Annotated in this window: 23 protein-coding genes and 1 tRNA gene; 10 read left to right on the plus strand and 14 right to left on the minus strand. The window is 60.7% G+C overall.

The window, feature by feature from the left end; translation table 11 throughout:
• Window positions 1-102: 102 nt before the first annotated feature.
• Together MRBLMS1_RS02165 and MRBLMS1_RS02170 are read right to left on the minus strand one after the other, a co-directional pair.
• The gene (locus MRBLMS1_RS02165; protein WP_485877518.1) at window positions 103-1,125 is read right to left on the minus strand and encodes a DUF7146 domain-containing protein; all 1,023 of its coding nucleotides are present in this window, start codon (window positions 1,123-1,125) and stop codon (window positions 103-105) included.
• A 342-nt stretch (window positions 1,126-1,467) separates the two neighbouring features.
• The gene (locus MRBLMS1_RS02170) at window positions 1,468-2,088 is read right to left on the minus strand and encodes a hypothetical protein (protein WP_485877520.1); all 621 of its coding nucleotides are present in this window, start codon (window positions 2,086-2,088) and stop codon (window positions 1,468-1,470) included.
• A gap of 588 nt (window positions 2,089-2,676) precedes the next feature.
• Here MRBLMS1_RS02170 and MRBLMS1_RS02175 point away from each other — a divergent pair.
• The 3 genes from MRBLMS1_RS02175 to MRBLMS1_RS02185 all read left to right on the plus strand — a co-directional run bounded on the left by MRBLMS1_RS02175 (window position 2,677) and on the right by MRBLMS1_RS02185 (window position 5,913).
• Entirely contained in the window at window positions 2,677-3,462 is a 786-nt protein-coding gene (locus MRBLMS1_RS02175) for a hypothetical protein (RefSeq protein WP_485877521.1), read from the plus strand.
• A 1,033-nt stretch (window positions 3,463-4,495) separates the two neighbouring features.
• Window positions 4,496-4,702: an excisionase gene (locus MRBLMS1_RS02180; protein ID WP_205704585.1), complete on the plus strand. Its 207-nt coding sequence runs from the start codon at window positions 4,496-4,498 to the stop codon at window positions 4,700-4,702.
• Window positions 4,672-5,913, plus strand: coding sequence for an Arm DNA-binding domain-containing protein (locus MRBLMS1_RS02185; RefSeq protein WP_485877523.1), 1,242 nt, complete (start codon window positions 4,672-4,674; stop codon window positions 5,911-5,913). Before MRBLMS1_RS02180 ends, MRBLMS1_RS02185 begins: the two co-directional genes overlap by 31 nt.
• 148 nt (window positions 5,914-6,061) lie before the next feature.
• Here MRBLMS1_RS02185 and MRBLMS1_RS02190 read toward each other — a convergent pair.
• From MRBLMS1_RS02190 to MRBLMS1_RS02205, 4 genes are all read right to left on the minus strand, one after another.
• Window positions 6,062-6,136 (minus strand) — tRNA-Val (locus MRBLMS1_RS02190).
• Window positions 6,137-6,217: 81 nt separating this feature from the next.
• Window positions 6,218-6,934: a DNA polymerase III subunit epsilon gene (gene dnaQ / locus MRBLMS1_RS02195; RefSeq protein WP_485877525.1), complete on the minus strand. Its 717-nt coding sequence runs from the start codon at window positions 6,932-6,934 to the stop codon at window positions 6,218-6,220.
• A gap of 102 nt (window positions 6,935-7,036) precedes the next feature.
• A complete protein-coding gene (gene rnhA / locus MRBLMS1_RS02200; RefSeq protein ID WP_034755581.1) occupies window positions 7,037-7,474 on the minus strand; it encodes a ribonuclease HI in 438 nt (145 codons plus the stop codon).
• Window positions 7,467-8,243, minus strand: coding sequence for a class I SAM-dependent methyltransferase (locus tag MRBLMS1_RS02205; protein ID WP_485877527.1), 777 nt, complete (start codon window positions 8,241-8,243; stop codon window positions 7,467-7,469). Before MRBLMS1_RS02205 ends, rnhA begins: the two co-directional genes overlap by 8 nt.
• 19 nt (window positions 8,244-8,262) lie before the next feature.
• Between MRBLMS1_RS02205 and gloB the strand changes: the two genes are divergently transcribed.
• Complete coding sequence (gloB, locus tag MRBLMS1_RS02210) at window positions 8,263-9,072, plus strand: hydroxyacylglutathione hydrolase (protein WP_230518602.1); 810 nt, start codon at window positions 8,263-8,265, stop codon at window positions 9,070-9,072.
• A gap of 79 nt (window positions 9,073-9,151) precedes the next feature.
• Here the strand turns inward: gloB and aceB are convergent, their stop codons facing one another.
• A complete protein-coding gene (gene aceB, locus MRBLMS1_RS02215) occupies window positions 9,152-10,750 on the minus strand; it encodes a malate synthase A (RefSeq protein ID WP_485877529.1) in 1,599 nt (532 codons plus the stop codon).
• A gap of 216 nt (window positions 10,751-10,966) precedes the next feature.
• Here aceB and MRBLMS1_RS02220 point away from each other — a divergent pair, with 216 nt between their 5' ends.
• A complete protein-coding gene (locus tag MRBLMS1_RS02220; protein ID WP_035819455.1) occupies window positions 10,967-11,878 on the plus strand; it encodes a LysR family transcriptional regulator in 912 nt (303 codons plus the stop codon).
• A gap of 281 nt (window positions 11,879-12,159) precedes the next feature.
• Here the strand turns inward: MRBLMS1_RS02220 and MRBLMS1_RS02225 are convergent, their stop codons facing one another.
• The 4 genes from MRBLMS1_RS02225 to MRBLMS1_RS02240 form a co-directional block, all read right to left on the minus strand.
• On the minus strand, window positions 12,160-12,363 hold the full coding sequence (locus tag MRBLMS1_RS02225) for a cold-shock protein (RefSeq protein WP_010398811.1): 204 nt from the start codon (window positions 12,361-12,363) through the stop codon (window positions 12,160-12,162).
• A 298-nt stretch (window positions 12,364-12,661) separates the two neighbouring features.
• Entirely contained in the window at window positions 12,662-13,024 is a 363-nt protein-coding gene (locus tag MRBLMS1_RS02230) for an Hpt domain-containing protein (RefSeq protein WP_485877531.1), read from the minus strand.
• A gap of 23 nt (window positions 13,025-13,047) precedes the next feature.
• Window positions 13,048-13,698 carry a uracil phosphoribosyltransferase gene (gene upp / locus MRBLMS1_RS02235; protein WP_034755568.1) on the minus strand — a complete coding sequence of 217 codons (651 nt, stop codon included), beginning with the start codon at window positions 13,696-13,698 and terminating at the stop codon, window positions 13,048-13,050.
• A 146-nt stretch (window positions 13,699-13,844) separates the two neighbouring features.
• Entirely contained in the window at window positions 13,845-15,527 is a 1,683-nt protein-coding gene (locus tag MRBLMS1_RS02240; protein WP_485877534.1) for an isovaleryl-CoA dehydrogenase, read from the minus strand.
• A gap of 396 nt (window positions 15,528-15,923) precedes the next feature.
• Between MRBLMS1_RS02240 and MRBLMS1_RS02245 the strand changes: the two genes are divergently transcribed.
• Both MRBLMS1_RS02245 and MRBLMS1_RS02250 read left to right on the plus strand, forming a co-directional pair.
• Window positions 15,924-17,663, plus strand: coding sequence for a putative bifunctional diguanylate cyclase/phosphodiesterase (locus MRBLMS1_RS02245; protein ID WP_485877535.1), 1,740 nt, complete (start codon window positions 15,924-15,926; stop codon window positions 17,661-17,663).
• The gene (locus MRBLMS1_RS02250; protein WP_070302727.1) at window positions 17,660-19,156 is read left to right on the plus strand and encodes an HDOD domain-containing protein; all 1,497 of its coding nucleotides are present in this window, start codon (window positions 17,660-17,662) and stop codon (window positions 19,154-19,156) included. Before MRBLMS1_RS02245 ends, MRBLMS1_RS02250 begins: the two co-directional genes overlap by 4 nt.
• 83 nt (window positions 19,157-19,239) lie before the next feature.
• Here the strand turns inward: MRBLMS1_RS02250 and aroC are convergent, their stop codons facing one another.
• Window positions 19,240-20,334, minus strand: coding sequence for a chorismate synthase (gene aroC, locus MRBLMS1_RS02255; RefSeq protein WP_046682932.1), 1,095 nt, complete (start codon window positions 20,332-20,334; stop codon window positions 19,240-19,242).
• Window positions 20,335-20,744: 410 nt separating this feature from the next.
• On the opposite strand from aroC, the gene MRBLMS1_RS02260 reads away from it, so the two are divergent.
• Entirely contained in the window at window positions 20,745-23,006 is a 2,262-nt protein-coding gene (locus MRBLMS1_RS02260; protein WP_456150008.1) for a putative bifunctional diguanylate cyclase/phosphodiesterase, read from the plus strand.
• A 67-nt stretch (window positions 23,007-23,073) separates the two neighbouring features.
• Here MRBLMS1_RS02260 and MRBLMS1_RS02265 read toward each other — a convergent pair whose 3' ends face one another.
• Both MRBLMS1_RS02265 and MRBLMS1_RS02270 read right to left on the minus strand, forming a co-directional pair.
• Entirely contained in the window at window positions 23,074-23,520 is a 447-nt protein-coding gene (locus tag MRBLMS1_RS02265; protein WP_010398828.1) for a CBS domain-containing protein, read from the minus strand.
• A gap of 128 nt (window positions 23,521-23,648) precedes the next feature.
• A complete protein-coding gene (locus tag MRBLMS1_RS02270; protein WP_485877538.1) occupies window positions 23,649-24,272 on the minus strand; it encodes a 2OG-Fe(II) oxygenase in 624 nt (207 codons plus the stop codon).
• Between the two features lie 285 nt (window positions 24,273-24,557).
• Between MRBLMS1_RS02270 and MRBLMS1_RS02275 the strand changes: the two genes are divergently transcribed.
• Window positions 24,558-25,868: an O-acetylhomoserine aminocarboxypropyltransferase gene (locus tag MRBLMS1_RS02275; protein ID WP_485877539.1), complete on the plus strand. Its 1,311-nt coding sequence runs from the start codon at window positions 24,558-24,560 to the stop codon at window positions 25,866-25,868.
• Window position 25,869: 1 nt separating this feature from the next.
• Complete coding sequence (locus tag MRBLMS1_RS02280; RefSeq protein ID WP_485877541.1) at window positions 25,870-26,682, plus strand: alpha/beta fold hydrolase; 813 nt, start codon at window positions 25,870-25,872, stop codon at window positions 26,680-26,682.
• Window positions 26,683-26,697 lie beyond the last annotated feature (15 nt).

The following is a 26,697-nucleotide window of genomic DNA, read 5'->3' on the forward strand; positions in this document are numbered from 1 at the left end:
AAGCACGCGGAATTCACTGAGTTCCACGTGGGCGCACTATTGCGCCAACATGCGGCGACCAAACGGCCACCGCGCCAAATTCACTGCTTTGCTCTGAGCACCTCACGCCGCATGGCACGTACGGTGTGAAATCGTCAGTAGCACCTCTGCCCAATCGGCGCCCGCCGACTTCGGCACAAACACCTCGGCAAATTTCCCTGCCCGTCCTGCATGGGATTTTAGGTAGCGTCGCGCAAGGCTATAGGCCGCAGCCTGCCCATCAAAAAATGCATGCGCATCGTTGTCGGCGTAAATTCGTAGGCGTTTGACTGTTTCCGGGATCCACAGCTTTTCCAGGTTTCCAGCACTCATCCCCGCCCACACCGGCTGATGCGAGCGCTTCATGACCGCCAGCGCCGTCTCGATGCCTTCACACACCGCCAATTCATCTGTGGATGGCGCGAGTCTAATTGCCGCACCACCTATCCCAGCACACAGCAGCTTCTTGACCGCGCATTCGCGGGCCTTCTCGCCATTGCTTAAATATGTCCGATGTAACGACACCGTGTGGCCGCTCTTGTCCTGCACGCAGGCCACCATGGCAGGGTACCGTCGAACCATCACGGCTTGACCAGTGGCCAAATTGCGCTCGTAGTAACCCAACGCAGGATGTAGGCGCAGCGTCGTTGGATACCGCTCCAGGCTCACCCCACGGTTCCGTAGATACCTGTCAACCTCGTCTCCCGGCGACACTGGCACCGTTTCGGCCAAAATTTTCCGAATCAAGCTTTTGCGTTCCGCGCAGGAGTCCTGAGCGAGCGCGATCAGCGGCCTAGGCGCAGTAGTACCAAGGTAGGCATCCACCCTACTCAGCGCATCAACCGCATTCAATCCTAGGCAGCCCATCAGCAACTTAAAGCCGCCACCGGCGCCGCAGCCACGGCAAATATAATTACCGTGGCCAAACTTGTCCGTGTATTGAAACCGGTCAGTGCCGCCGCAATCACCCAATGGGCACGGCTGATTACGTTGGTTGAGCACTTTTGCATCCACGCCCAGCGCCAGCAGGATTTCCGTCCACCGTCCGAACGCGCGCTCTTTGACCTGCTGAAAATGCGCGTTGAATTCTTCCTTGCTACTATTCATGTTGACCTCCCTAGGTAGACCCCGAGAGAATTGCCTACGCTCCGGTATGACACGCGACGCGTAAACAGCCCCCCATGCTCAATGGCAAGGCCAACTCGCCCCGACAGCAGTTCGTTAAAAGTGAGAAATATGCCTCTTCGCTCCGGCCGGCCACGCTGTGGGTCGACCTGAAAGCCGCCCGGCACCAGGGACAACCGTACTGACCGTAGTTCTTGTCCGAGGTAGAAAACACGACCCTGCTGTCCAGTAACGATCTCGCTTTCCTTGACGCTGAACGTCAAATCGTCGATGTCCCGTATCCGACAAAAGCGAACGGGAGGAAATGCGGCGGCAATGGTGGCATCACGCATGGCGCTCTCCCTTCTTGCCAGCCAAGCGTTCATCCTTAACGCCATGGCCATTCAAGCAATCCACGTCCTCCGTTGAATTCAACGAAGCAAAAAGATCGGACTCATGAAGCTTGATCTGCTCATTCATCCATTGTGGATTTTTGAATAAGTTCTCCGAAATCCAATCCGGCTTTGCCATGACAGCTTGGCGAACCCACGCAGGATAGTCGTGCAGCGCACCCATAAACCAGCAGCACAAATGGGAACCAATCCAATCGCGCACTTCCTGCGCATCAACGGCGCCGATGAATGGCAGCTGCGACAATGGGCTACCACTCACCACCTTCATGCAATTGACGAAGGAAAACGGCTGCGTATCGCGAACCGGATCTGTGAACACCCAACGAACCAATTCAAACTTCTCATCCAGCGGCGTGCGTGGGTCGCTGAGCAAACTTACTTTGCGTAATAGCCACCAGTGCAATGCCACCAACTCCTCTTCCGAAAATTCAATCACATCGTCGTGGCTTTCGCACGCCGATACCTTGCTCACAGGTGCCCGTAACACGCCCGGCTGGGAAGGTGTGGTCCTATCCTGAAGGACGCGACAATGGTTGATCTGAGATCTGCTCATGATTGCCTCGCACAAGAAAGAGAGACGAGGCGACTCCCTCCCGGGACGCATCGTCCCAAAGGGGGAAATAAATCATCCGGTTGCTGCGATGCACCGGAACTTCAATTGACTGGCTTGATACTGTCGGCTGATGCCGTTTCGGCGGGGATGCCAGCTACCGTCCTGAAAACGCATGCAAAGTGCTTTGACGTGACTGCGCGGTGCGCGTGGCGCGTCAAAACACTCTCGGCATTCAGGAACACGGACGTCGCACCTGGAAACAGGGGGCTGTCCAATCGGTACTGCGGCGCGCTAGGCGCAATTGATAAGGCTTGCCGGACGATGCAGGGCTAGCTACTGCGTACATTTACTGACTTTAGGCTGCCCTCACCTGCGTGTCAACTTAGGTTCGACGAAAAATGCTACCGGCACATCGGCGGATGTAGAACACGCTGTTGCCTACCTATCAAAACGCTTTTCGACATTCCTTAGCTGGCGTGCGTAGTACTCGCAAATACGCTTCCAAAGCTCCGTGCATTCCTCTTGAATCACCGGAATGGCGAGTACACCATGTCATGTAGCCCCGTGGGCATTATTGAGGACATCACCATGAACCACCCAGCTCCCACCCATTTGATCGTCACGCGTGATCAAGGCGAAACCAACAGGAAGTTGCTGGCCAAGGAGGCCGCCGCCGATCTGACACGCGTCGAATCAGCGAGCCGCAAGGTCAATATCACGCTCGCCAGCCCAGAAGGCAAGCGCTTGTACTTGCGTTGCTTCTATGTATCACAAGCGAATTTCCATTTTATTTCCGTCTTTGCCAGGATGAAATTACTAGCCGAGGATGTCGATAAAGTGGAACAGGAATTGCGCACCATGCTCGACGCGCGCATCGCCCTGGCGAACCAGCGTATCGTCGCTTTCGAGAAACTGTGCCATCAACACGGCATCACCGACTTGGCTACCTATGACATCGAACCACTTGCCATCGAAGCGAAAGTGTTTTCCATGTTCGGCAGGCGCTTACTGGAATTGATCAGCAAAGTCGACCAGCTCATGCCCATGCTCGAAACCTTGTGCATTGATGAGGCGATCTCGACAAGCGAACTGATCAACGAAAAATCGCAGATCAAGAAAACCGTACGGGCAGTGACCGCCACCACGCGCGCGCTGTCCCTCGGTCTACTCAAACGCATCAATGCCCTGCCCGTATCCGAGCGCAAACCCACCGCACCGAGCATTCGACCCTCTCCGGACGTTGATTCAACCGGCTCTTCCGGCGTCAACGGAGCGCATCAACCACCAGACCACTCAGAGCCCAATCCAGGCCCTGGGCACGTTTTAAGCACTCCGGTCATCCCATTCAGCGACGAAGTGCCGATAAGCCCCTGACGAACCCTACAAGCCTTCCTTCCCGTATCCCGAATAGGAAGGCATTCCAACCCACCAACCATCCGGCACGGAGGAAGCCATGTGCCTCACAATGTTACTCCGCAGTGAAGCGCCAGCGGCACCGGCATGGTGCTTAGCAGCGATGGAAACCGCGTTTGGTCCGTCCTATCGGCTGGAGCCTAGGGGCGACGGCATGTCGCCCCTGGACATATCGCAACAACAAAGCGGCATAGCAACAATAGTGATCGAGCAGGTATCCAGGTTCGTCCCGCAGCATGTCCGGCGCCTAATCGAATGGTGCCATGCTCACGACAAGGTGGTACTGGCATGTGGGGTTTTAACAGACGAAGAGCGGGAATTTTACGGACTCAGCCATAGTATCGAACTGGACATCATCGCCACACATGCGCCGCTCTGTATTCAATGGCGTTCGTGCGCCGGCACGTTGCATCTTTTCGAAGAGATGTTGGTGCCAACGCTTAAGGCTGTTCAACGCACCGCCCATCTCTATTGTTCCGCCCTACGATGCGAGCAGCATTGCATTAACGCGGTGAAAGGCGCTCGACGAACATGGAGACCTCACAAGGGTCCGGAGCGGAGGAAATGTCCCATCGGCCATTCGCATGCCAACGCTTTCCCACATGATCACTGCCAATCGGCCACAGCCACTGACGTCGGTCGCTACGGCAACCCTTAATTGCCATGAAATACCACCAAAATATGCCAGTTTTCAACTTGATGCCCACGATCAGCAAAGCCACCATGGATCAGGATCATCCGTTATTGGTCATGGAGACAGCTCATTATGAAATACATCGTCCATTCGAACCATTCGCGGTCTCCCACCATGATGCATCCTGCTGTCGGCCAGCAGACATTCACCGAGGGGGACGCCGATCAACACATGGATTGCCCAATGGATCGCGCGCGGATGTCATTTCGTACGCCGGTGCTGACATCGGTTACTAGGCTCAAGAACTCAAATTAATGATCGTGCAGCGCTGGCGCGGCACACAGAACCATGGAGGCTCAGATGGAACATCCCGTGACGTGGGTAAAAATCAGCAAATACGCCGAACTCACCGGTGATACGGCAGCAGCCGTACACGCCAGACGGCGTGCCGGAAAGTGGTGCGACGGCATACAATGCAAGGTGGTCGATGAAATGCTTTGGGTCAATCTCGCTGCCGCAGAAAAATGGGTGGAGACATGGGGGCAAAGAACAGCGGTACGGGCATAGAACTGCGCAAGGGAGCGCGCTCGGAAACGATACGCATCGTGTTCCAGTACCAGGGGAAACGCTGCCGCGAACCACTGAAGCTGGAACATACGCGCAACAATATCGCCTTTGCCAAGCGCCTGCAAGGTGCCGTGATCAATGCCATCGAACGCGGCACCTTTGTCTACGAGGAATTCTTTCCCGATTCGCTCACCACCCGGCGCCAAAAGCAGGCACAGGCCGACGCGCAGGCTGCGGCTGCCGCGAAGACCCGTCCACCGGTGCTCGTGGGCGACCTGCTGCGCGACTACCTGCAGATCGCCAGGCGCAACCTGGAATTGTCGACCTACAACTGCTATCAGCAGGTGGCGAAGAACCACCTGTTTCCCCAATGGGAGGACAAGCCGGCCGCCGAATTGACCACGCGCGACCTGCGCAAGTGGATCATGGGCCTGAACGGCAAGAGCAAGACGATCCAGCTGATCCTGACCCCCATGCGCAACGCCATCGAGCTGGGCGTGACCGAGGGCGATCTGGAATCCAATCCCTTCGACAGCATCAAGCTGGGCAAGCTGCTGCCGCGCGACCAGCGCGTCAGCAAGTTCAAGGCCGACCCATTCAATATCGACGAGATGGAACTCATCCTGAACGCCTGCGAGAGCAAGGAAGAGCGCTCCATGCTGCAGTTTGCCTTCTGCACCGGCATGCGTCCATCCGAATACATCGCACTGCAATGGGCGGCCGTGGACGAGCCTCACCACCAGGTCTGCGTGGCCGGGGCGTTCGTCGATGGCGAGATGAAGGACCGCGCCAAGACGCTGGCCGGCCTGCGCACGATCGACATGCGTTGCGGCGCGCTAGCCGCGCTGCAGGCACAGTACGCGCTGACGGGCGCTGGCGCCGGAACGGTATTCTTGCACCCGCGCAGCGGCAAGCCGTGGCAGGGAGACAAGCCCATCTACAACTGCTGGAAACGCATCATCAAGGCCAGCGGCGTGCGCTTCCGCAACCCCTATCAGACGCGCCATACTTTCGCCTCCAACCTGCTCATGCTTGGTGCGCTGCCGCTATATGTCGCCACCCAAATGGGCCATGCAGACACGACCATGATCGTGCGCACCTACGGCAAGTGGATCGCCGCAGGACTGGACCATGGACGCAGGGAACGACTACTGCGCATGTACGCGCAGACGAACCCGCTGCGGGCGGATGAATTCCCGAAATACAATTAAATATAGCCGGATATGAAAACGGCCGCAGGAAGCGGCCGTATCGTTTGGGGCTGGACAATGGACGAAAAACCCATTGCCCCAGATTTGCCCCAAGTTCGTATTCAGACCAGATGAGAAATCTTAAGTCATTGAATAGAAACGAAAAATTTGGTGGGAAGTGCAAGTTTCGAACTTGCGACCCCTGCAGTGTGAATGCAGTGCTCTACCCCTGAGCTAACCTCCCGAAGCGAGGCGAATTATCGCATAGGTGTTGCGGCATCTGCAAGGGCTGGCAAAAGGAAATTTACCATGCCCCGCTTTTTTCTCAGGCTGCCGCCGGCGGCGATGTGACGGCGGTCCAGATGCATTGGCCTTTGGCGGCCTTGTCGAGGCCGGCGATGGTGGCTTCATGGGCGGCGAGTTCGTCGACCGTGGCGCTCTGGAAGATGACTTCGGCCAGGGGCACGATTTCCAGCACGGCGCCGTCGGCGGCCACTTCCACTTCTTCTTCCATGCTCAGGCTGTTTTGCCCGCGCGTCATGGCCAGGTAGACGTCGGCCAGCAATTCCGAGTCGAGCAGCGCGCCGTGCAGCTTGCGGTGGGCGTTCGAGACGCCGTAGCGGTCGCACAGGGCGTCGAGCGAGTTGCGCTTGCCCGGGTGCATTTCCTTCGCCTGCACCAGGGTGTCGATCACGCCAACCACTTGCTCGTGCACGGGTGGCAGGTTCAGGCGCTTGAATTCCGCGTTCAGGAAGCCGATATCGAACGGGGCGTTGTGGATGATCAGTTCGGCGCCGGCGATATAGGCACGAAACTCGTCGGCGATTTCCGCGAATTTCGGTTTGTCGCTGAGGAATTCCGTCGTCAATCCGTGGACGGCCAACGCGCCCTCTTCCGAATCGCGCTCGGGATTGATGTAGTGGTGGAAATTATTCCCCGTCAACATGCGGTTGTTCAGCTCGACCGCCCCGATCTCCAGGATGCGGTCGCCCGTGCGCGGGTTCAGGCCGGTGGTTTCAGTATCGAGAACAATTTGACGCATGGCAGATTCAGTCGTAAAAGCAAAAAGCGAAGGGCACAGTATAGCAAACCTGCGCCCTTCGATTACGCCCTGCCCGCTGTTTCGGGGCAGGAATTTTTAACATCAGGCACGTACCGTTTCCACACCAAGGTTGGCCAGTTGATCGGCCCGTTCATTGCCCGGATGGCCGTTGTGGCCGCGCACCCAGCGCCATTCCACTTCGTGCACGGCCTGGGCGATGTCCAGCGCTTGCCACAGGTCGACGTTCTTCACGGGCGCCTTGGCCGCCGTTTTCCAGCCGCGCGCCTTCCAGCCGTGGATCCATTCGCTGATACCCTTCTGGACGTACTGGCTATCGGTATACAGCACCACTTGGCACGGACGTTTGAGCGCCGTCAAGGCTTCGATCACTGCCTTCAATTCCATACGATTATTCGTCGTATTCAGTTCCCCGCCATAAATTTCTTTCTTGGCGCCATCGGCCACCATCAGCGCACCCCAACCGCCTGTGCCGGGGTTGCCCTTGCATGCGCCATCGGCGTAAATCTCAACCTTATCCATCTTGGTGTTCCCGCCTTTTATTCGTGACCGGTGCGCCTGCGGGCGCCGTCGCCGGTTTCTTGGTCCACGCCGGACCGATCAAACGCATCCCTTTGACGCGCTTGATCGCCTGCACTATATACACTGCGCCCAGATATGGCCACCAGCGCGCGCCCGCCTTGTCCAGGAAAGCGTTGCGGCGTAGCCATTTTTCTGTCCTGCAGGCAGGTGCGTAGCAGCCGAAGTAGCTTTGGCTGACGCCCATATTGAGCAATTTTAACCAGTCTTTCATGCGCGGCATAGAGATCAGCTCGCCCGCCTGCGGCAGGTAATGGCGTCCCGTCACCCGCCCCAGGCCCTGGCGCATGCCCCACAGGCTGGCCGGATTGAAGCCGCAGACGATCACCCTCCCTTCCGGGATCAGCACGCGCTCGACTTCGCGCAAGACCTGGTGCGGCTCGGCGGCAAATTCGAGTACGTGCGGCAAGACCACCAGGTCCAGGCTTTGCGAATCGAACGGCAACTCATCGAAGGCCGACACCAGGGTCAGGCGATTGCCCTGCGGCGAATGCGAAGGCAGGCGCGCATCGAGCAGCCATTTGTTCGGCATGCGGTTGGCGGCCAGCGCGTCGAGCTGGGGCAAGCCGATCTGCACGGCATTAAAACCGAAGATATCGACGGTCAGGCTGTCGAGGCATTGCTGCTCCCAGGCGCACACGTACAGACCGGCCGGCGTCTGCAGCCAGCCGTCAAGCGCTATAATGGATTTTTCGGATGCCACACTGTCCATTCAGTTTTCTCTTTTGCTCATGACACACTCCCCTGAACACGCTCTATCGGTACTTGCCGTGCCCGCCTTTGCCGACAATTACCTGTGGCTGATCCACGACGGCCGCCACGCCGCCGTGGTCGACCCCGGCGACGCGATGCCCATCCTCGATGCGCTGCAAGCCCATCAGCTGACCTTGTCCGCCATTTTACTCACGCATCACCACGCCGACCACACGGGTGGCGTGCCTGAATTGTTGCAGCATTTCGCCGTACCCGTCTTCGGCCCACGCAATGAGGCTATCACAGCCATCACGGAACCGCTTGCCGAAGGCGATGTCGCCCACGTGCCCGAGCTGGGCCTGCAGATGACCGTCATCGACGTGCCCGGCCATACCAAGGGGCATATCGCCTATGTGCGCCAGCGTGACGAGCGTAGCGGCGCACCATGGCTGTTTTCCGGCGACACCCTGTTTGCGGGCGGCTGCGGCCGCCTGTTCGAAGGCACACCGGGCCAGATGGCCGATTCACTGGGCAAGCTGGCCGCCCTGCCCGACGATACCGAGGTATTTTGCGCGCATGAGTACACCTTGTCCAATTTGCGCTTTGCCAACGCCGTCGAACCGGGCAATGTGGCCTTGCAGGAGCGCATCGCCATCGACACGGAAAAGCGCCAGCAAGGATTATCGACCGTGCCGTCGACCATTGCCCTTGAAAAGGCCACAAACCCCTTCCTGCGCTACCGCGAACCGGCGATCCTGACCAGCCTGAAGGTGGAAGGCAAGCTGACGGCAGATGCCTCGCCCGTGGAAGCATTTGCCGCACTACGGATGTGGAAGAATAGTTTTTAAGCTTCTGCTTCCAAAAAGAAAAATCCCGGCGATACCATCAGGTACCGCCGGGATTTTTTATTGATCTATTTGATCAGGATCAGATTTCCTCGTACAGCGGCAAAGTCAGGAATTCGGCGAACGATTCCGACGTCGACATTTCCTCGAAAATCTGGCCGGCGCGCACATAGGTCGGGCCGTTGCCGCCTGGCGCATCGCGCTGCACCTTGGCCAGCTCTTCCGGAATCATGGCGCGCACCATCTCGGCCGTCACCTTGCGGCCATCTTCCAGAACACCCTTGCTCGAGCGAATCCACTGCCACACTTGCGAGCGGCTGATCTCGGCCGTAGCCGCGTCTTCCATCAGGTTGTGGATAGGCACGCACCCGTTGCCGGCCAGCCAGCTGCCCAGGTAGTGGATGCCGACGTTGATGTTGTAACGCAAGCCCGCTTCCGTGATCGGCGCCTCCGGCTGGAAGTTCAGCAGATCCGACGCTTTCACGTCGATGTCGGGACGCTGTTTCTCGATCTGGTTCGGCTTGTCACCGAGCACTTTGGTGAACTCGCCCATGGCCAGCTCCACCAGACCCGGATGGGCAACCCAGCCGCCGTCGTAGCCGTCGGTGGCATCGCGCGCCTTGTCATTGCGCACGCCGCCCATGGCGATGTCGTTCTTTTCCGGATCGTTCTTGATCGGGATCAAGGCTGCCATGCCGCCGATGGCTGGCGCGCCACGTTTGTGGCAGGTTTTCAGCAGCAGCAAGGCGTAGGCGCGCATGAATGGCGCCGTCATGGTCACTTTCGCGCGGTCGGCCAGGCAGAAATCCTTGTCCAGCTTGAATTTCTTGATGCACGAGAAGATGTAATCCCAGCGGCCCGCGTTCAGGCCCGAGCTGTGCTCTTTCAGTTCGTACAGGATTTCATCCATTTCAAACGCGGCCAGAATGGTTTCGATCAGGACAGTCGCCTTGATCGTGCCTTGTGGCAAGCCCAATTCGTTTTGCGTCATGACGAAGATATCGTTCCACAGGCGTGCTTCCAGGTGCGATTCCATCTTCGGCAGGTAGAAATACGGACCGGCACCGCGCGCCAGCTGTTCCTTGGCGTTATGGAACATGAACAGAGCGAAATCGAAAATGCCGCCGGAAATGCGCTTGCCATCGACCAGCACGTGCTTTTCATCGAGGTGCCAGCCGCGTGGACGCACGACGAGGGTCGCGATCTTGTCGTTCAGCTTGTACGACTTGCCATTTTGCTCGAGCGAAATCGTCTTGCGCACGGCGTCGAACATATTGATCTGGCCCGTCAGCTGGTTATCCCAGTTCGGCGTGTTTGAGTCTTCGAAGTCCGTCATGTAGCTGTCCGCGCCCGAGTTAAAGGCGTTGATGACCATCTTGCGCTCGACGGGACCCGTGATTTCCACACGGCGGCATTCCAGCGCCTTCGGAATCGGCGCGATCTTCCAGTCGCCGTCGCGGATGTGCGCGGTCTCTGGCAAGAAATCAGGACGCTCGCCCGCGTCGAGGCGCTTGGCCCGCTCCACGCGCACGGCCAGCAACTGCTGGCGGCGCGGCTCGAATTCACGCGTCAGCTTGGCCACCAGCGCCAGCGCGGCCGGCGTCAATATCTGTTCATAACCGGGCTGGATGTCACCCGTGATTTGCATGCCTTCTGGAAGTGCGATCGTGTTCTGCGTCATGAAGTTCTCCGGTTTTTAGTCAATATAAGCAAAGGTAATCTGGTGATCCAAGTATAAGCTGAACGACTGCGCGGGCAAGCTGGACAGAGGCGCAAAAACACTCTGCCGAGCGGCGCGTTTGTTCTATAGTATTGCACTATAAGGCATGGAAACGAGATTAAAAATCACTTCATCTATGCGTTTTTATCACAAGTGATGGCATCGCGGGAGCACGGCATGGGACAGTTCAGACAAATATCGACGTTCGTGGAAGTGGTCGCCAAAGGGAGCCTGTCGGCCGCCGCGCGCGCGGAAGGCATCGCACCGGCCATGATAGGCCGGCGCCTCGATGCGCTGGAGCAGCGCCTGGGCGTCAAATTGCTGCAGCGTACGACACGCAAGCTGGCCTTGACGAATGAAGGCGCCGCCTTCCTCGAAGATTGCCAGCGCATCCTGGGCGAACTGGAAGAGGCGGAAGCGGCCGTGGCCGAACGCAGCGTGAAGGCCAGCGGCCATTTGCTCATTTCCGCGCCGGCCGGCTTCGGACGCCAGCACGTGGCACCGCTGATTCCCTCTTTTGTCGCCGAACACCGCGACGTGACGGTGTCGCTGAACCTGAACGACCGCCTCGTCGACCTGATCGGAGAAGGCATCGACGTGGCCATCCGCATCGCCAGCCTGTCCGATTCCTCGCTCGTGAGCACCAAGCTGGCGGACAACCAGCGCGTGCTCGTAGGCTCGCCCGCCTACCTGAAACGGGCGGGCACGCCCCGTATCCCGGCCGACCTGGCCAAGCACAATTGCCTGGCGATCAGCAGCGAAGGCAGCCAGCGGGGCTGGACCTTCCGCGAAAACGGCAAGAACGTGATTTTAAAAGTAGCGGGCAATATGGTCTGCAACGATGGCGAAGTGCTGCACGACTGGGCCTTGGCGGGCAAGGGCCTGGCGTGGCGCTCGATGTGGGAAGTGGGCGCCGAGATCGCCTCGGGCCAGCTGGTGACGGTGCTGGACCAGTTCGCCGCCCCGGGCAATGACATTTACGCCGTGTTCGCCCAGCGCCGCCACTTGCCGCTGCGCATACGGGCGTTTGTGGATTTTTTAAGGCACAGTTATTCGCAACCCGACTACTGGCGCGAACGTGCAATCTAGCCACTGCCGGCCGGACCGGTAGAGCGTAGTTTGACGCAGGCTGGTGCAAGTCGGCGCGGGTCGGCGTAGGTCGGATTAGCGTAGCGTAATCCGACACCAGCCCATACATCTGCCAACACCACCGTTGTCGGCTTACGCGCAAGCGCTAAGCCGACCTACCTGATGACGCAAAGTACGCCGAAAAAGCGCGCAGCCCCAGCAAAACCGCTACTTCACGGAAATTCAGGCGAAAAAAAATCCTCGGAGACCGAGGATTTCTTTATTTCGTTTGATCCAGCGTATTAGATTGGCTGAATGTTCGAAGCTTGCTTGCCTTTAGGGCCAGCGGTCACTTCAAAAGAAACGCGTTGGTTCTCTTGCAGGGACTTGAAGCCGTTCGACTGGATAGCCGAGAAGTGAGCGAACAGATCTTCGCCGCCTTCGTCAGGGGTAATAAAGCCGAAACCCTTCGAATCATTGAACCATTTTACGATGCCAGTTGCCATTACAATTTCCTATTTCAGTTAAGTTGGGCTTGCGCCCGTTATATCGTTTGAAGCAAGAAAGAAATGACAGACAAACTGCACTACTACCTCGAATCCAACGATGCCCAATTATACCAACAAAACTGAGAAAAACCATTCTTTCGCAAAATAAACTTACGAACACTACTTTAATAGCCAAATCCCCGTCTTGCGGCGCCCTGTAGCAGCGGCATGGACACACTATATCCTAATCTTCGACGCGGGTGCTTTGCGTTGTATCAAATGAATCATTGCAACCACATCTCTATAGTGCTGTCGCTCACGCGGTGAAATGGGTGGCGGCCGCATCGCGTCCCGCCCAGTCAAGTAACGCCGTCACTTGCGCCCGCACGACAGGCCACTCCACCGCCGCTTGCGCGGGGGCATTGAGCATGGCGCGCACCAGCTGTTCGATGCGCCGGCATTCCTGGCCCAGCGCGGCAAAGCCGAAGGTGGCGGCCGAGCCGGCCACCGCGTGCAGCGCGCGGTGCAGCTCCGTCAACGGTTCCAAACGGGGACCGTCGCTGTCGCAGCGGCTGCTTGCCTGCGTGATCGCTTGCAACAACGCCGGCACGCCAGCCGCATATTTTTCATTCAGGGCGCGCAAACGCGCGCGAAAGTCCGGGTCGATCAAGGTTGCCATCGCAATACTCGCCTGAACGCGGCTTATTTGGTGCCGAAGATACGGTCGCCGGCGTCGCCCAGGCCCGGCACGATGTAAGCGTGGTCATCCAGGTGCGAATCGAGCGCGGCGCAGAACATCTTGACGTTCGGATGCGCGTTCTGGAACACGGTCACGCCTTCCGGTGCGGCCACCAGGGCCAGGAAGATGATCTGCTCGTCCGTCACGCCGCGTTTTTTCAGCACGTCGACGGCATACACGGCCGAATTGCCGGTCGCTACCATCGGGTCGCACAGGATGAAGGTACGCTCGCTCAGGTCCGGCAGGCGCACCAGGTATTCCACGGGCATATGCGTGGCCGGGTCGCGGTACACGCCGATGTGGCCGACGCGCGCCGATGGCACCAGGTTCAGCAAGCCGTCGCTCATGCCGATGCCGGCGCGCAGGATGGGCACGATGGCCAGTTTCTTGCCAGCGATAACAGGCGCGTCGATGGTGACGAGCGGGGTCTTGATTTCGCGCGTGGTCAGCGGCAGGTCGCGCGTGATTTCATAGCCCATCAGCAAAGTGATTTCCTTGAGCAATTCGCGGAAGGTGCGCGTCGACGTGTCGTGCTCGCGCATGTGGCTCAGTTTGTGCTGGATCAAAGGGTGATCGGTAATGAACAAATTCGGGAAGCGTGGGTCTTGTTTCATATTGTTTTTCTTTCTCTACTGTCTGGCGCGGCGGCGAGCCCGGGCCGCAAGCGCGCTGTGTATCGATAAAATGATGGATTGCGGCATTATCCCAGCCCGCAGCCCGCCTGTGGCCGGAATTTTCGAAATAATCGGATTTATTGAAATCAATACTCGCGCAGCGCGCGCGCCAGGATGACCGCACAATCGGTGCCGGCGGGCAAGCGGCCATACGCCCCGCCCGGCGCCTGCACCAGCCGCGATTGCAGGAATGCTTGCGCGACAAACGGTGGCGCATGGCGCAGCAGCAAGGCCGCCTGCACGGCCAGCACGATGCGTTCGGACAATTGCCGGGCGCCAAATTCATCCGTCTGCGGCCCGTCCAGGTCGCCCAGCAGCCGCGCGCGGCAGGCAACAAAGGCGGCGTCATCATTGCCGGCCAGCGCCAGCTCGGCCGCCAGGGCGTCGCGCGCGGCCGGCGATTTGCCAAAGGCGCGCAAGACGTCGAGGCACATGACGTTGCCCGAGCCTTCCCATATCGAGTTGACGGGCAATTCGCGGTACAGGCGCGCCAGCGGCGCGTCTTCCACATAGCCGGTGCCGCCCAGCACCTCCATGGCCTCGAAGCCGAAGCCGGGACCGCGCTTGCAGATCCAGTATTTGCCGGCCGGCGTGAGCACGCGCGCCAGCATCGCTTGCCGCGGGTCGTCCTTTTCATCGAAACAGCGGGCCAGGCGCAGCGCAAAGGCCGTGGCCGCTTCCGATTCGAGCGCCAGATCGGCCAGCACGTTTTGCATCAGCGGCTGCTCGGCCAGCGGCTTGCCGAACACGGCCCGCTGGCGCGCATGGTGCAGCGCCTGCGTCAAGGCGGCGCGCATGATGCCGGTGCTGCCCAGCACGCAATCGAGGCGCGTGTGGCTGGCCATTTCCAGAATCGTGGGTATGCCCCGCCCCGGCTGCCCCACGAGCCAGCCGTAGGCGTTGGTAAATTCCACTTCCGACGAGGCATTCGAGCGGTTGCCCAATTTATCTTTCAGGCGCTGCACGCGGATGGCATTGCGGCTGCCATCGGGCAGGTAGCGGGGCAAAAAGAAGCACGACAATCCGCCCTCGTCCGCCTGCGCCAGGATCAAATGGGCGTCGCACTGGGGCGCCGAAAAAAACCATTTGTGGCCGACGATGCGCCAGGCGCCATCAGCCTCGCCGCCGAACAGGGCTTGCGCCTCGGCCAGCGGCACGGGCACGGCGCGCGTGGTATTGCTGCGCACGTCCGAGCCGCCCTGCTTTTCCGTCATGCCCATGCCGACCAGTGCGCCCCGCTTCTGCTCCACGGGCAGGGAGCGTGGATCGTAGTCGCGCGAGAGGATTTTCGGCAGCCAGCGCTGCGCGATCTGCGGCAGATCCAGCGCCTGGCGCAAGGCCGGCACCGAGGCATACGTCATCGTTACGGGACACTGCGTGCCGTTTTCCACCTGCCCCACTAATAGATAGGCGGCCGCGCGCGCCACCTGGGCGCCGGGACCGGGCGTGGCCCACGGCGAAGCATGCGCGCCAGCGCCCACGAGGATGGCCATCAGTTCATGCCAGGCCGGATGGAACAGCACTTCATCGATGCGGCGCCCGGCGCGGTCGAACTGCTGCAACTCGGGCGTGTGGATATTGGCCTGGCGCGCCAGCGCATAGGTTTCGGCGCGGCCCAGCTTCTCGCCCAGCGCGTCGAGCTCCTTCAGCGCCGCGCCGCCGCCCTCGCGCAGCAGCGCTTCGATCAGCGCCGGGTCGCAGGCGAACAGATTGACGTTTTCAAACGGCGTGGCCTGGTTGAAAACTTCATGCGTGTCAAAAGCATTCATGGGGGTCTCCCGCGATTTGTTATCATGGCGCCCTTGCCTGCCGCGGACGCACCGTCAACACCGTCTGCCAGCCAGACTAGCGTAAAGCGCATGGCGGGGCAAGCGCGCCAGTGGAAGCAAGCGCAGATAAATGTTTCCATGCGGAATGAAAATGACTGTGTGGGTCGCACAGCATGATTTTTTTCATGGAAGGCAGGAATATTTACAAAACCTGAAGCAATGTTGCTCTATTTCATGTAATCGGGTGCTTTTCAATGATACATTTCGTGTGGATCGCGTTCCGATAGCCGCCTTTCGGCCCCTATGGCGCGCGTCACGCACGACGCACTCTTTCCGTTGGCGCCCTGCCCTGCAGCGAGCGCCGGCACTGATAATAAAAAGGTAAAAGCCAGCACGATGTTTTCCAGTACCCCATCCGCCGCCCACCGCGAGGCCCGCCACGAGTTGGACAACCTCATGGAAGAGGCAGGCGACGTCGTGTTCCGGCTCGATACGGACGGCCTGATCCTGTTCGCCAGCAAGCGCGCGGCCACCCTGTTTGGCGCACCATCGGGCATGACCGGCCACTTGCTGCTGCCGCTGGCCACCGAAGCGTCGCGCGCGGCGCTGCAGGCGGCGCTGGAAGACGCGCTGGAAGAACCGGGCCGCCTCGAAGTGCGCCTGCAAACGCCGGACCAGGAAATCTGGTTCGAGCTGCGCCTGTCTTCTTATATGAACGCGGCCGGCGTGGCCGAATTGCTGGTGGTCGGGCGCGACACGTCGGCCCAGCATAATACGGAAGAACGGCTGCGCCACATGGCCACGCACGATGCGCTCACGGGCTTGCCGAACCGCTTGCTGCTGTCGGACCGCATCCGCATGGTGATCGCCCAGGCGGCCCGTTCGGGCCAGGGTTTTTCCGTCGCCACCATCGGCCTCGATGGCTTTAAAAAGGTCAACGATGGCCTGGGCCACCCCGTCGGCGACGCCGTGCTGCGCCTGGCCGCCGCGCGCCTGCGCAAGACCTTGCGCGACAGCGACACCCTGGCGCGCGTGGGCGGCGATGAATTCGTCGCCGTGCTGCCCGGCAGCGCCACCGACGCGCAAATCAAACTGGTGACGGGCCGCCTGCTGGCCACCCTGCAGGCCCCATTCGAAGTGGACGGCCATACGATCTACGTGGGCGCGTCCGTGGGCGTGTCGATCTACCCGCTGCATGCGGAAGATGAAGTGCGCCTGGTGGCGCTGGCCGATGCGGCCATGTCGCGCGCCAAGGAAACGGGCAAGGCCCGCTGCCTGGTCTACAGCCCGCGCCTGAACGGTCCGTCGGAACATGACATCTCGCTGGAAGCGGCCATGTTTCACGCCGTGCGCGAAGGCGAATTCCTGCTCTTTTATCAGCCCATCGTCGATGCGCACACGCGGCAAATCCAGGGTTTCGAAACCCTGATGCGCTGGAAGCACCCGACCCTGGGCCTGGTGCCGCCCGTGCGCTTCATCCCGATTGCCGAAGCCAATGGCTTGATCAATCTGCTCGGTGCCTGGGCGCTGAAGGCGGCATGCGTGCAGCTCAAGCAGTTCCAGGAAGTGGCCAAGCGGCCGCTGTACATCTCCGTCAACATCAGCCCGCGCCAGTTCCGCAACGACAAATTCCTCGACGTGCTCGATGACGCCATCGCGTTTTCGGGACTCTCGGGCGAACACCTGGTGCTGGAAATCACGGAAGGCACCTTGATGATCGACCCCGTGCATGCGGAAACCATCCTCGTCAAGATGACGGAGCGCCGCGCGCGCATCGCCATCGACGATTTCGGCACCGGCTACTCTTCGCTCGCGTATCTGAAACGCTTCCCCATTTCCGTGCTGAAGATCGACCGCACCTTCATCAAGGACTTGCCCGAATCGAGCAAGGATGCGGCCATCTGCAACACCATTCTCGACCTGGCCAAGCATTTGAACCTGTCCGTGGTGGCCGAAGGCGTGGAAACCGAAGAGCAAATGCATTTCATCGAATCGCGCGGCTGCCAGTACGTGCAAGGCTACCTGACGGGCAAACCGATGCCGGCCCATGCCGCGCTATCGGCCTTGGGCGACAAAACCTATGCGGCGCTGGTGCCTGTGCCGTCTGCCAATGAACCGCGCGGAGGGGTGCAATGAATCCAGGTCATTTCACGGTACCGACACAGCTGGGCAAAAACACCCTGGACCTGCTGTGGGCGCGCACGCGCCAGCAGGGCGACATGCCCGGCTTCGCGAAAGCCATCAGCGCCATCCTCGGTGCCATGCGCGGCGAGGATGACCACGAATTCGACATCACGCAAACGGTGTTGTCCGACCCTGTCCTCACGCACAAGGTGCTCAGGCTGGCCAACAGCGGCATGTATTCGGCCTTCGGCCAGCGGGTCAACACGGTCTCGAAGGCCGTGCTGGTGCTGGGCATCGACGCCATCGGCCACCTGGCGCTGGGCCTGAAGCTGATCGAGGAGCTGTCGCAGGCGTCGCCCGATTCCGTCAGCGCCCATGTGGAAATGGAAAAGGCCGTGCTGGCCGGGATGGTGGCGCAGCAGGTGGCCACCAGCGCCGGCAGCCTGCAGGCGGAGCAGGCCGTCGTCTGCTCGATGCTGCACACCCTGGGCCGCATGATGGTGACGTTCTACATGACCGACTTCTGGGCGCGCATGCAGGCGCATGCGGGTCCCGGCAACGAGGCGGCCGCCGCGCGCGAAATCCTCGGCCTGTCGCTGCCCGAAGTGGGCTATGCCACGGCCGCCCACTGGGGCTTGCCGCAGCACCTGATCAACGGCATGCGTCCGATGGACCCGTCGCCGGACAACTCTCCCGTCAGCGGCGCCGACTGGATGGCGGGCCTGTCGACGATGGCGGCGCGCTGCGCCGACTCGCTGTGGCATGACGACGCGGCCGGCGCGGCGCAAGTGCATGCGCTGATCGACGATTATGCGGGCACACTGGGCATCACGGCGACCGACCTGGTGGTGGCCGTGGACAAGGCCAAGGCGATGGCGGCGGCCGACCTGTCGATCGCGCCCCTGTCGAAACCGGCCGAACGGCGCGCGCGCCAGCTGGCGTCGACGCGCATGCGCGCCGAAGGCAACCGCGTATTGATCGGCGGCCTGGCCGACCTGCGCAGCGCCATCGGCAGCGCCAGCCCGGGGCAAATGGTCTCGATGGCGCTCGAAACGCTGCACCAGGGCTTCGATTTTTCGCGCTCGGTGGCGTTCGTGCGCAACCACAGGGATCATCTGTATTCGGCGCGCATCAGCATGGGCGAAGGCATGGCCGACTTGCAGGATTTGATGGTGTTTGGCGACGCGTATGAACCGAACGTCTTCCACGCGGCTCTCAATAGCGACCGCGTGATCTTCATCGACAATGCGCGCGACCCGAAATTTGCCGCCAAGCTGCCGCAATGGTGGAAAGCGACCTTGTCGGAAGCGCGCAGCTTCGTCGTGCTGCCCCTGTCGGCCAACGGCCACCCCACGGGATTTTTATATGGCGACTGGGACGACAGCTTCCCGCCGATCCAATTGAACCAGACGGAATTCAACCTGATCAACGATATCCGGGCGTTACTGGTGCAGTCGGTGGAGATGCGGCACCAATTGGAATTGGTGGCGAATAAGGTGGCGTGACACTGGCAGCTTTCACCACAAATGCAAAATCTGGGGTCAGACCCGCCGGGTCTGACCCCTGCCCTTCCGCCGCGGGCTAAAACTTACTTCAACTTCGGCGTACTCACCGACACATCGCCGCATTGCGCGCGGTGCATCAGGGCGTGGTCGATCAGCACCAGCGCCAGCATGGCTTCGGCGATCGGCGTGGCGCGGATGCCCACGCAGGGGTCGTGGCGGCCGAATGTTTCGACCATCACGGGATTGCCTTCTTTATCGATCGAGCGGCGCGGCGTGCGGATCGACGAGGTCGGCTTGATGGCGATCGACACGCTGATATCCTGCCCCGTCGAAATGCCGCCCAGGACGCCGCCCGCGTTATTGCCGATAAAACCTTCCGGCGTCAGTTCGTCGCCGTGCTCGGAACCCTTTTGCGCCACCGAATCGAAACCGGCGCCGATTTCCACACCCTTGACGGCATTGATGCCCATCATGGCATAGGCAATGTCGGCGTCGAGCTTGTCGTAGATGGGCTGACCCAGGCCGACCGGCACGTTTTGCGCGATCACGTCGATGCGTGCGCCGATGGAATCGCCGTCGCGGCGCAGCTGGTCCATCGCCTCTTCCATGCGCGCGATCAGGTCCGCGTCGCCGCTGGCGGCAAAGAACGGATTCGCATGCACGTGTTCCCACGACTGGAATGGCACGGGAATGTCGCCCAGCTGGCTCATGCAACCCTTGAACGTGGTGCCGTACTGCTGCAGCAGCCATTTCTTGGCAATCGCCGCCGCGCCCACCACGGGCGCCGTCAGGCGCGCCGACGAGCGCCCGCCGCCGCGCGGATCGCGCACGCCGTATTTGTGCCAGTACGTATAGTCGGCGTGGCCGGGGCGGAAGCTTTCCGCGATATTGCCGTAATCCTTGCTGCGCTGGTCTTCATTGCGGATCAGCAGCGCGATGGGCGTACCCGTCGTCACGCCCTGGTACACGCCGGAGAGGATCTCGACCGTATCGGATTCCTGGCGCTGCGTCACGTGGCGCGACGTGCCCGGCTTGCGGCGGTCCAGCTCGGGCTGGATATCGGCTTCCGACAGGATCAATCCCGGCGGACATCCATCGATCACGCAGCCGATGGCCGGACCATGCGATTCGCCGAAAGTGGTAACAGTAAACAGCTTGCCAAAAGAATTGCCGGACATAGTAGGAAGTGTGAGGACTGGAAAACTCAATTCTACCAGCCTGGGGGGCATGCCATGCCGCTAATGCCACACCGAGGCCCGATATTCCCCCGCCCAAATCGCCATTTTTACATCCCGTGTATTTTTTCACACAAAAACACCAAATATGAGTTGCAATAATGCAAAACAAGAAATATTGCCCCACAGAATAGATTTAAAAAAACATTTTGCTTATTAAATAGCTATATACTTGGATCAAAGCGCGCCACAAAATACTGGTTGAGGGCTGCGCCGAGAGCTCGTCACAAAATGCCCAGGGCTAGGCGTCGTTGCCGAAGACAGTACGCAAGTACGGCAAGGCAACGCAACAACGCCATGGGCTTTTGCGACGCGCTCGTAAAAAATATCGAGTCATCCTGGAGAAGCTATACATGCCCGCACCGATCATCCCCCTTGACGCCAACAAGGACGATCACGACGACCTGGTATTCCTCGATGAGCAACCGGCTGCGCCCCTGACGGCCGCACCGCGCAGCGTCTGGCGGGTGATGATCATCGACGACGATGAAGACGTCCACTCCACCACCACTTTCGCCCTCGGCAACCTGGAAATGCAGCACCGCCCGCTGGAATTCGTGCATGCATATTCGGCCGGTCAGGCGCGCGAACTGCTCAGGCATGAAGACGACATCGCCGTCATCCTGCTCGACGTGGTGATGGAACAGGATGACGCGGGCCTGCACCTGGTGCGCTACATCCGCGAAACCCTGAAAATGACGGATGTGCGCATCATCCTGCGCACGGGCCAGCCCGGTTATGCGCCGGAAATCGATGCCATCCGCGATTTCGATATCAATGACTACAAGACCAAGTCCGAACTGACGCGCATCAAGCTGTTTACGACGGTGACTGCGGCCATCCGCTCGTACGAGCAGATCCGTTCGATCAACAGCAGCCGGCGCGGCCTGGACCGTATCGTCCACGCCAGCACGCAGCTGATGGCGCTGCACGGCGTGCAGAATTTCTCGGCCGGCGTGCTGGCGCAGATCGCCGACCTGCTGGGCATCCGCGCCGACGGCGTGCTGTGCGTACAGGATTTGCAGGACAACGGCAGCAAGGAGCTGCTCGTCTCGGCCTGCACGGGCAGCTTTTCCAGCCTGCCGCACAGCGCCCTGTGCGGCTTGCAAAACCCCCGCGTGATGGCCGCCATCGAGCACACGCTGGCGCAGCGGCGCAATGTGTACGCGCACGACTACGCCACCCTGTACTTCGCGGGCAAGGCCAGCCGCGATGCGGCCGCCTACCTGGTACTGCCGCGCCCCTTGTCGGCCATCGATGAAAGCCTGCTCGAAGTATTCTGCAGCAACGTCGCCGTGGGCCTGGACAATGTCGAGCTGGTATCGCACCTGCATAATGCCGCCTTTTACGACCAGTTGTCGAAGCTGCCCAACCGCACGCGCCTGGTGGAAATCCTCGACGCCACTCTGGCCGGCCCCGCGCGCGACGACGCCACCTTGTCGCTGGTCGATCTCGACCATTTTGCCGAGACCAACGACGCGCTGGGCCACCAGTTCGGCGACACCTTGCTGATCGCCGTGGCGGGCCGGCTGCAAACCCAGCTGGGTCCCCAGCTGACGGTGGCGCGCCTGGGCGGCGACATCTTTTGCGTGCTGGGCGACTCGTCGCAAGTCAACCCAAACAAGATCCTCGCCCTGTTCCAGCCGCCGTTCTGCATTGACGGCCAGGACGTGCAGCTGTCCGCTACCCTGGGCCTGGTGCGGCTCGGTGAACATGCGGGCACGGGCGCCGATGCGCTCAAAGATGCCGATATCGCCCTGAAGCGGGCGAAAAGCCAGCAGCGCGCCGGCCACTTCTATTTTTCGCGCAGCATGGGCATCGAAATCCGCGAAAGGGTGCGCATGATGCACGCGCTGCGCACGGCTTTCAGCCAGGACCAGCTGTTTGTCGTGTACCAGCCGCAGATCGACCTGACGACGCGCCGCCCCGTGGGCGCGGAAGCGCTGCTGCGCTGGCAGACGCCGGACGGCAAGTTCATCTCGCCCGACCGCTTCATCCCGATTGCCGAATACTCGGGCATCATCATCGACTTGGGCGAATGGGTGCTGCGCACGGCCTGCCGCGAACTGGTGCTGCTGCGCGAACAGGGCCACCGCAACTTCGTCATGTCCATCAACGTGTCGCAGGTGCAGTTCCGCCATCCGCTATTTTTGGACATGCTGCGCGCGGCGCTGGAAGAGACACAGGCGCCGCCCGAATTCATCGAGCTGGAAATCACGGAATCGATGGCCATGGAAGAGCCGGATCTGCTGATCAAGATGCTGTGGCAGATCAAGCAGACGGGCGTGAGCATCGCCATCGACGACTTCGGCACGGGTTTTTCCTCGCTGTCCTATTTGCAGCGGCTGCAGGTGGACCGTCTGAAAATCGACCGCGCGTTTGTGACGGAAATCACCGGTTCGGCGCGCGGCAGCAGCATCGCCGAGATGGTCATCCAGCTGGGCCGCAACCTGGGCCTGGCCGTGATCGCGGAAGGCGTGGAAGACGAGCGGCAAGCGCAAATCTTGCAGGCGCTGGGCTGCCCGATGGCGCAAGGCTTTCTGTTCGCCCGCCCGATGACGGCCACGGCGCTGGGTACCTGGCTGAACAACGAGGCCCTGCAGGGAGCGGCGTAGACGCCACCCTGGATAGTCAATGCAAAACGCCGGCAGTTGCCGGCGTTGTTTTTACTGCATGGTGGTATCAGTCCGTCGTTTCGGCCGGCCAGTCGCGGATATACGCTTTGAGCATCTGGTTCTCGAAGCTTTGCGCCTCGAGCACGGCGCGCGCCACGTCGTAGAAGGAGATGACGCCCAGCAGGGTCTTGGCGTTCATGACGGGCAGGTAGCGCGCATGCTTTTCCAGCATGATGCGGCGCACTTCGTTGACTTCCGTGTCGGGCGTGACGGTGATCGGGTGGTCATCCATGTGCTTGCGCACGGTGCCGCCGCCGATCTGGCCCGCGTTTTCATGCAGCGCGTTGAGCACCTCGCGGAAGGTCAGCATGCCGACCAGGTCGCCAAATTCCATGACCACCAGCGAACCGATGTCTTTTTCAGCCATGGTATTGGCCGCGTCAAGCAGGGGCTGGTCAGGCGTGACCGTGTAGAGAATATTGCCCTTGACTTGGAGAATTTCAGATACTTTCATATTGGCCGTCCTGTCCGCGTGATTGGTATTTTAGTTATTCTAGCCCTTACTGCGACTGTAGCCTATGCCTGCGGAAAAATCCAGCCTTGCGCGCAATCAAATCGGGGGGGATCGCCCGCCACGTTCCATTACGCGCGGCGGCGGAACCACCCTGCGATGGACAAGCGTTCGCGCGCCGTCGGCAGCACTTCGTGCAGCATCTCGCCCGACATGAACATGGCCATGCGGCCCGCCTGCGGCAAGACGTCCACCACAGGCGCGCCTTGCGGATGCAGACGCAGCGCGCCGCCGTGCTCGGGCAGCCAGTCGTCGTTCAGGTACAGCACGACGGACACGGTGCGCTTGTCGTCGTCGCGGAAACGGTCCAGATGCGCCCGGTAAAAGGCACCCGGCGCGTACAGCGCGAAATGGCTTTCATACTCCTCCAACCCCAGGAACAGCTCGCGGTTGAGCATGCAACGCAGCGCTTCCATGTGTTCCAGGTAGCGGTCGCACGCCTCGGAACGGCCTATTTCCAGCCATTCGATGTGGTCGCCGCGGATATCGGGCTGCAGCAGAGGCGCATGGCCACTGCCCACGCCGGCGCCCTTCATCTTGCCGCTGAGCATGGATTGCACGCATTCGGCAGCCAGCTGGCGGCTCAGTTCAGGGGAGATAAAATGCTCTTGCATGAGCCAGCCTGCCTGGCACAGGCCGTCGACGATAGAGAGTCCGGGAACGGCAAGGGAGCCGTCGAACGATATTGCGGGCATAAAATCTTTCCTGGTGGACTTGCGATGAGAGTTCGCCTGAAGCCCAGGAATTCGCTGGCACGTAGCCGCCTTTCCTGCGGCGCGGCGCACGCGCACAGGTCAAACAGCCCGAATATCACTGATCCGGTATCCTACCACCGCCGCATCGCGACGGTCACTTTTTTTACACTTCAGGTTACATGCCCTGCCCGCCAGCACGGCGCCATGCGCCCTGCACAGGAGCCCTTTTGCTCAGCTGCAAATCAGGTTACGATCTTGCCACTATAAAAACTTGGCGGAGACACCATGAGCGGCCCGAAATACCCCGGTTTCGACACTTTATCCCTGCATGCGGGCGCCGCGCCCGATCCGGCCACGGGCGCACGCGCCACGCCCATCCATTTCACATCCTCGTTTGCCTTCAAGAGTTCGGAACATGCGGCTTCGCTATTCAATATGGAGCGGGCCGGCCACGTCTACTCGCGCATCTCGAATCCCACGAACGCCGTGCTGGAAGAGCGCATCGCCGCGCTGGAAGGGGGCGTGGCCGGCATCGCCACGGCCAGCGGCCAGGCCGCCATGCACCTGGGCCTGTCCACCATCGCGGGCGCCGGTTCGCACATCGTGGCATCGCGCGCCCTGTACGGCGGCTCGCACAACCTGCTGGCCTACACCTTGAAACGCTTCGGCATCGAGACGACCTTTGTCGACCCGCGCGACGTGGACGCTTGGCGCGCCGCCATCCGCTCAAATACAAAAGTGCTGTTTGCCGAAACCCTGGGCAATCCCGGCCTCGATGTGCTAAACATCCCCCAGATTGCCGCCCTCGCGCATGAACACCACTTGCCGCTGATGCTCGATTCGACGTTTACCACACCGTATCTGCTGCGCCCCTTCGAGCATGGCGCCGACCTGGTCTTCCACTCGGCCACCAAGTTCCTGTGCGGCCACGGCACGGCCATCGGCGGCCTGCTCGTCGATGGCGGCACCTTTGACTGGCAAACGGCATACGACAAGACGGGCCGTTTCGCCGAACTGTGCGAACCGTACGAGGGATTCCACGGCATGGTCTTCGCCGAGGAATCGACGGTGGCGCCGTTCGCCCTGCGCGCGCGGCGCGAAGGCTTGCGCGATTTCGGCGCCGTCATGAGCCCGCACAATGCCTTCGCCATCCTGCAAGGCGTCGAAACCCTGGGCCTGCGCATGGACCGCCACGTGGCCAACACGCGCAAAATCATCGACTTCCTGCTGGCCAATCCGGCCGTGGAATCCGTGTCCTACCCCGAACTGCCATCGCATCCTGATTACGAGCTGGCGAAAACCCTGCTCCCCAAAGGCGCGGGCGGCGTGTTCACCTTCCGCCTGCACGGCGACCGTACAGCCGGCCAGCGCTTCGTCGACAGCCTGAAGATCTTCTCGCACCTGGCCAACGTGGGCGACGCCAAGTCGCTCGTCATCCACCCCGCCTCCACCACGCATTTCCGCGTGCCCGACGACCAGCTGGCGCAGGCGGGCATCACGCAAGGCACCATGCGCTTGTCCGTGGGCCTGGAAGACGCGGACGATTTGATCGAAGACCTGGCCCGTGGCCTGAAACTGTCGCAGAAAGGCGCCTGAGATGCTGTTCACCATCGACAATACCGTCGCCTACTGCTACACGGGCGGCAAGGCTTTTAACCCACATCAACCGACGGCCGTCTTCATCCACGGCGCGCAAAACGATCACTCCGTGTGGGCGCTGCAAACGCGCTATTTTGCCCACCACGGCTGGAACGTGCTGGCCGTCGACTTGCCGGGCCATGGCCGCAGCCTGGGCGCGGCGAAAAGCAGCGTTGAAGAGCTGGCGCGCTGGATACTGGCCGTGCTGGACGCTGCCGGCGCGGCCAAGGCCATGCTGATCGGCCACAGCATGGGCTCACTGATCGCGCTGGAAGCGGCGCACCTGGCGCCGGAACGGGTCAGCCACCTGGCCATGCTGGGCTCCACCTATCCGATGAAGGTCTCGCCAGCGCTGCTGGAAACGTCGCTTAACGATGAACAGGCGGCCATCGACATGGTCAACATCTGGTCGCACTCGTCGATCGCACAAAAGCCGTCGTTCCCCGGCCCCGGATTCTATGCCATGGGCGGCGCACGGCGCCTGAAACAGCGCATCGCCGCCCTCAATCCCGGTCACGTGTTTCATACGGATTTTTATGCATGCAATGCCTACGCGAACGGCGAAATCGCCGCCGCTTCGGTACACTGCCCCACTTTATTCATTTTCGGCGCGCGCGACATGATGACACCGCCCAAGTCGACCAGGCTGCTGACGTCAAGCATCGCGCATGGCACGGTGGTGCAGGTCGACAGCGGGCACGAATTGATGGCCGAACAACCCGACGCCGTGCTCGACGCGCTGTTTGCGTTTGCGCAAACGGCAGCGGCATGAACGCTTTTTTTAGGA

Origin of the sequence: Massilia sp. LMS1-1-1.1 (genome assembly GCF_040815535.1) — a bacterium.
Taxonomy (GTDB): Bacteria; Pseudomonadota; Gammaproteobacteria; order Burkholderiales; family Burkholderiaceae_D; genus Janthinobacterium; species Janthinobacterium aestuarii.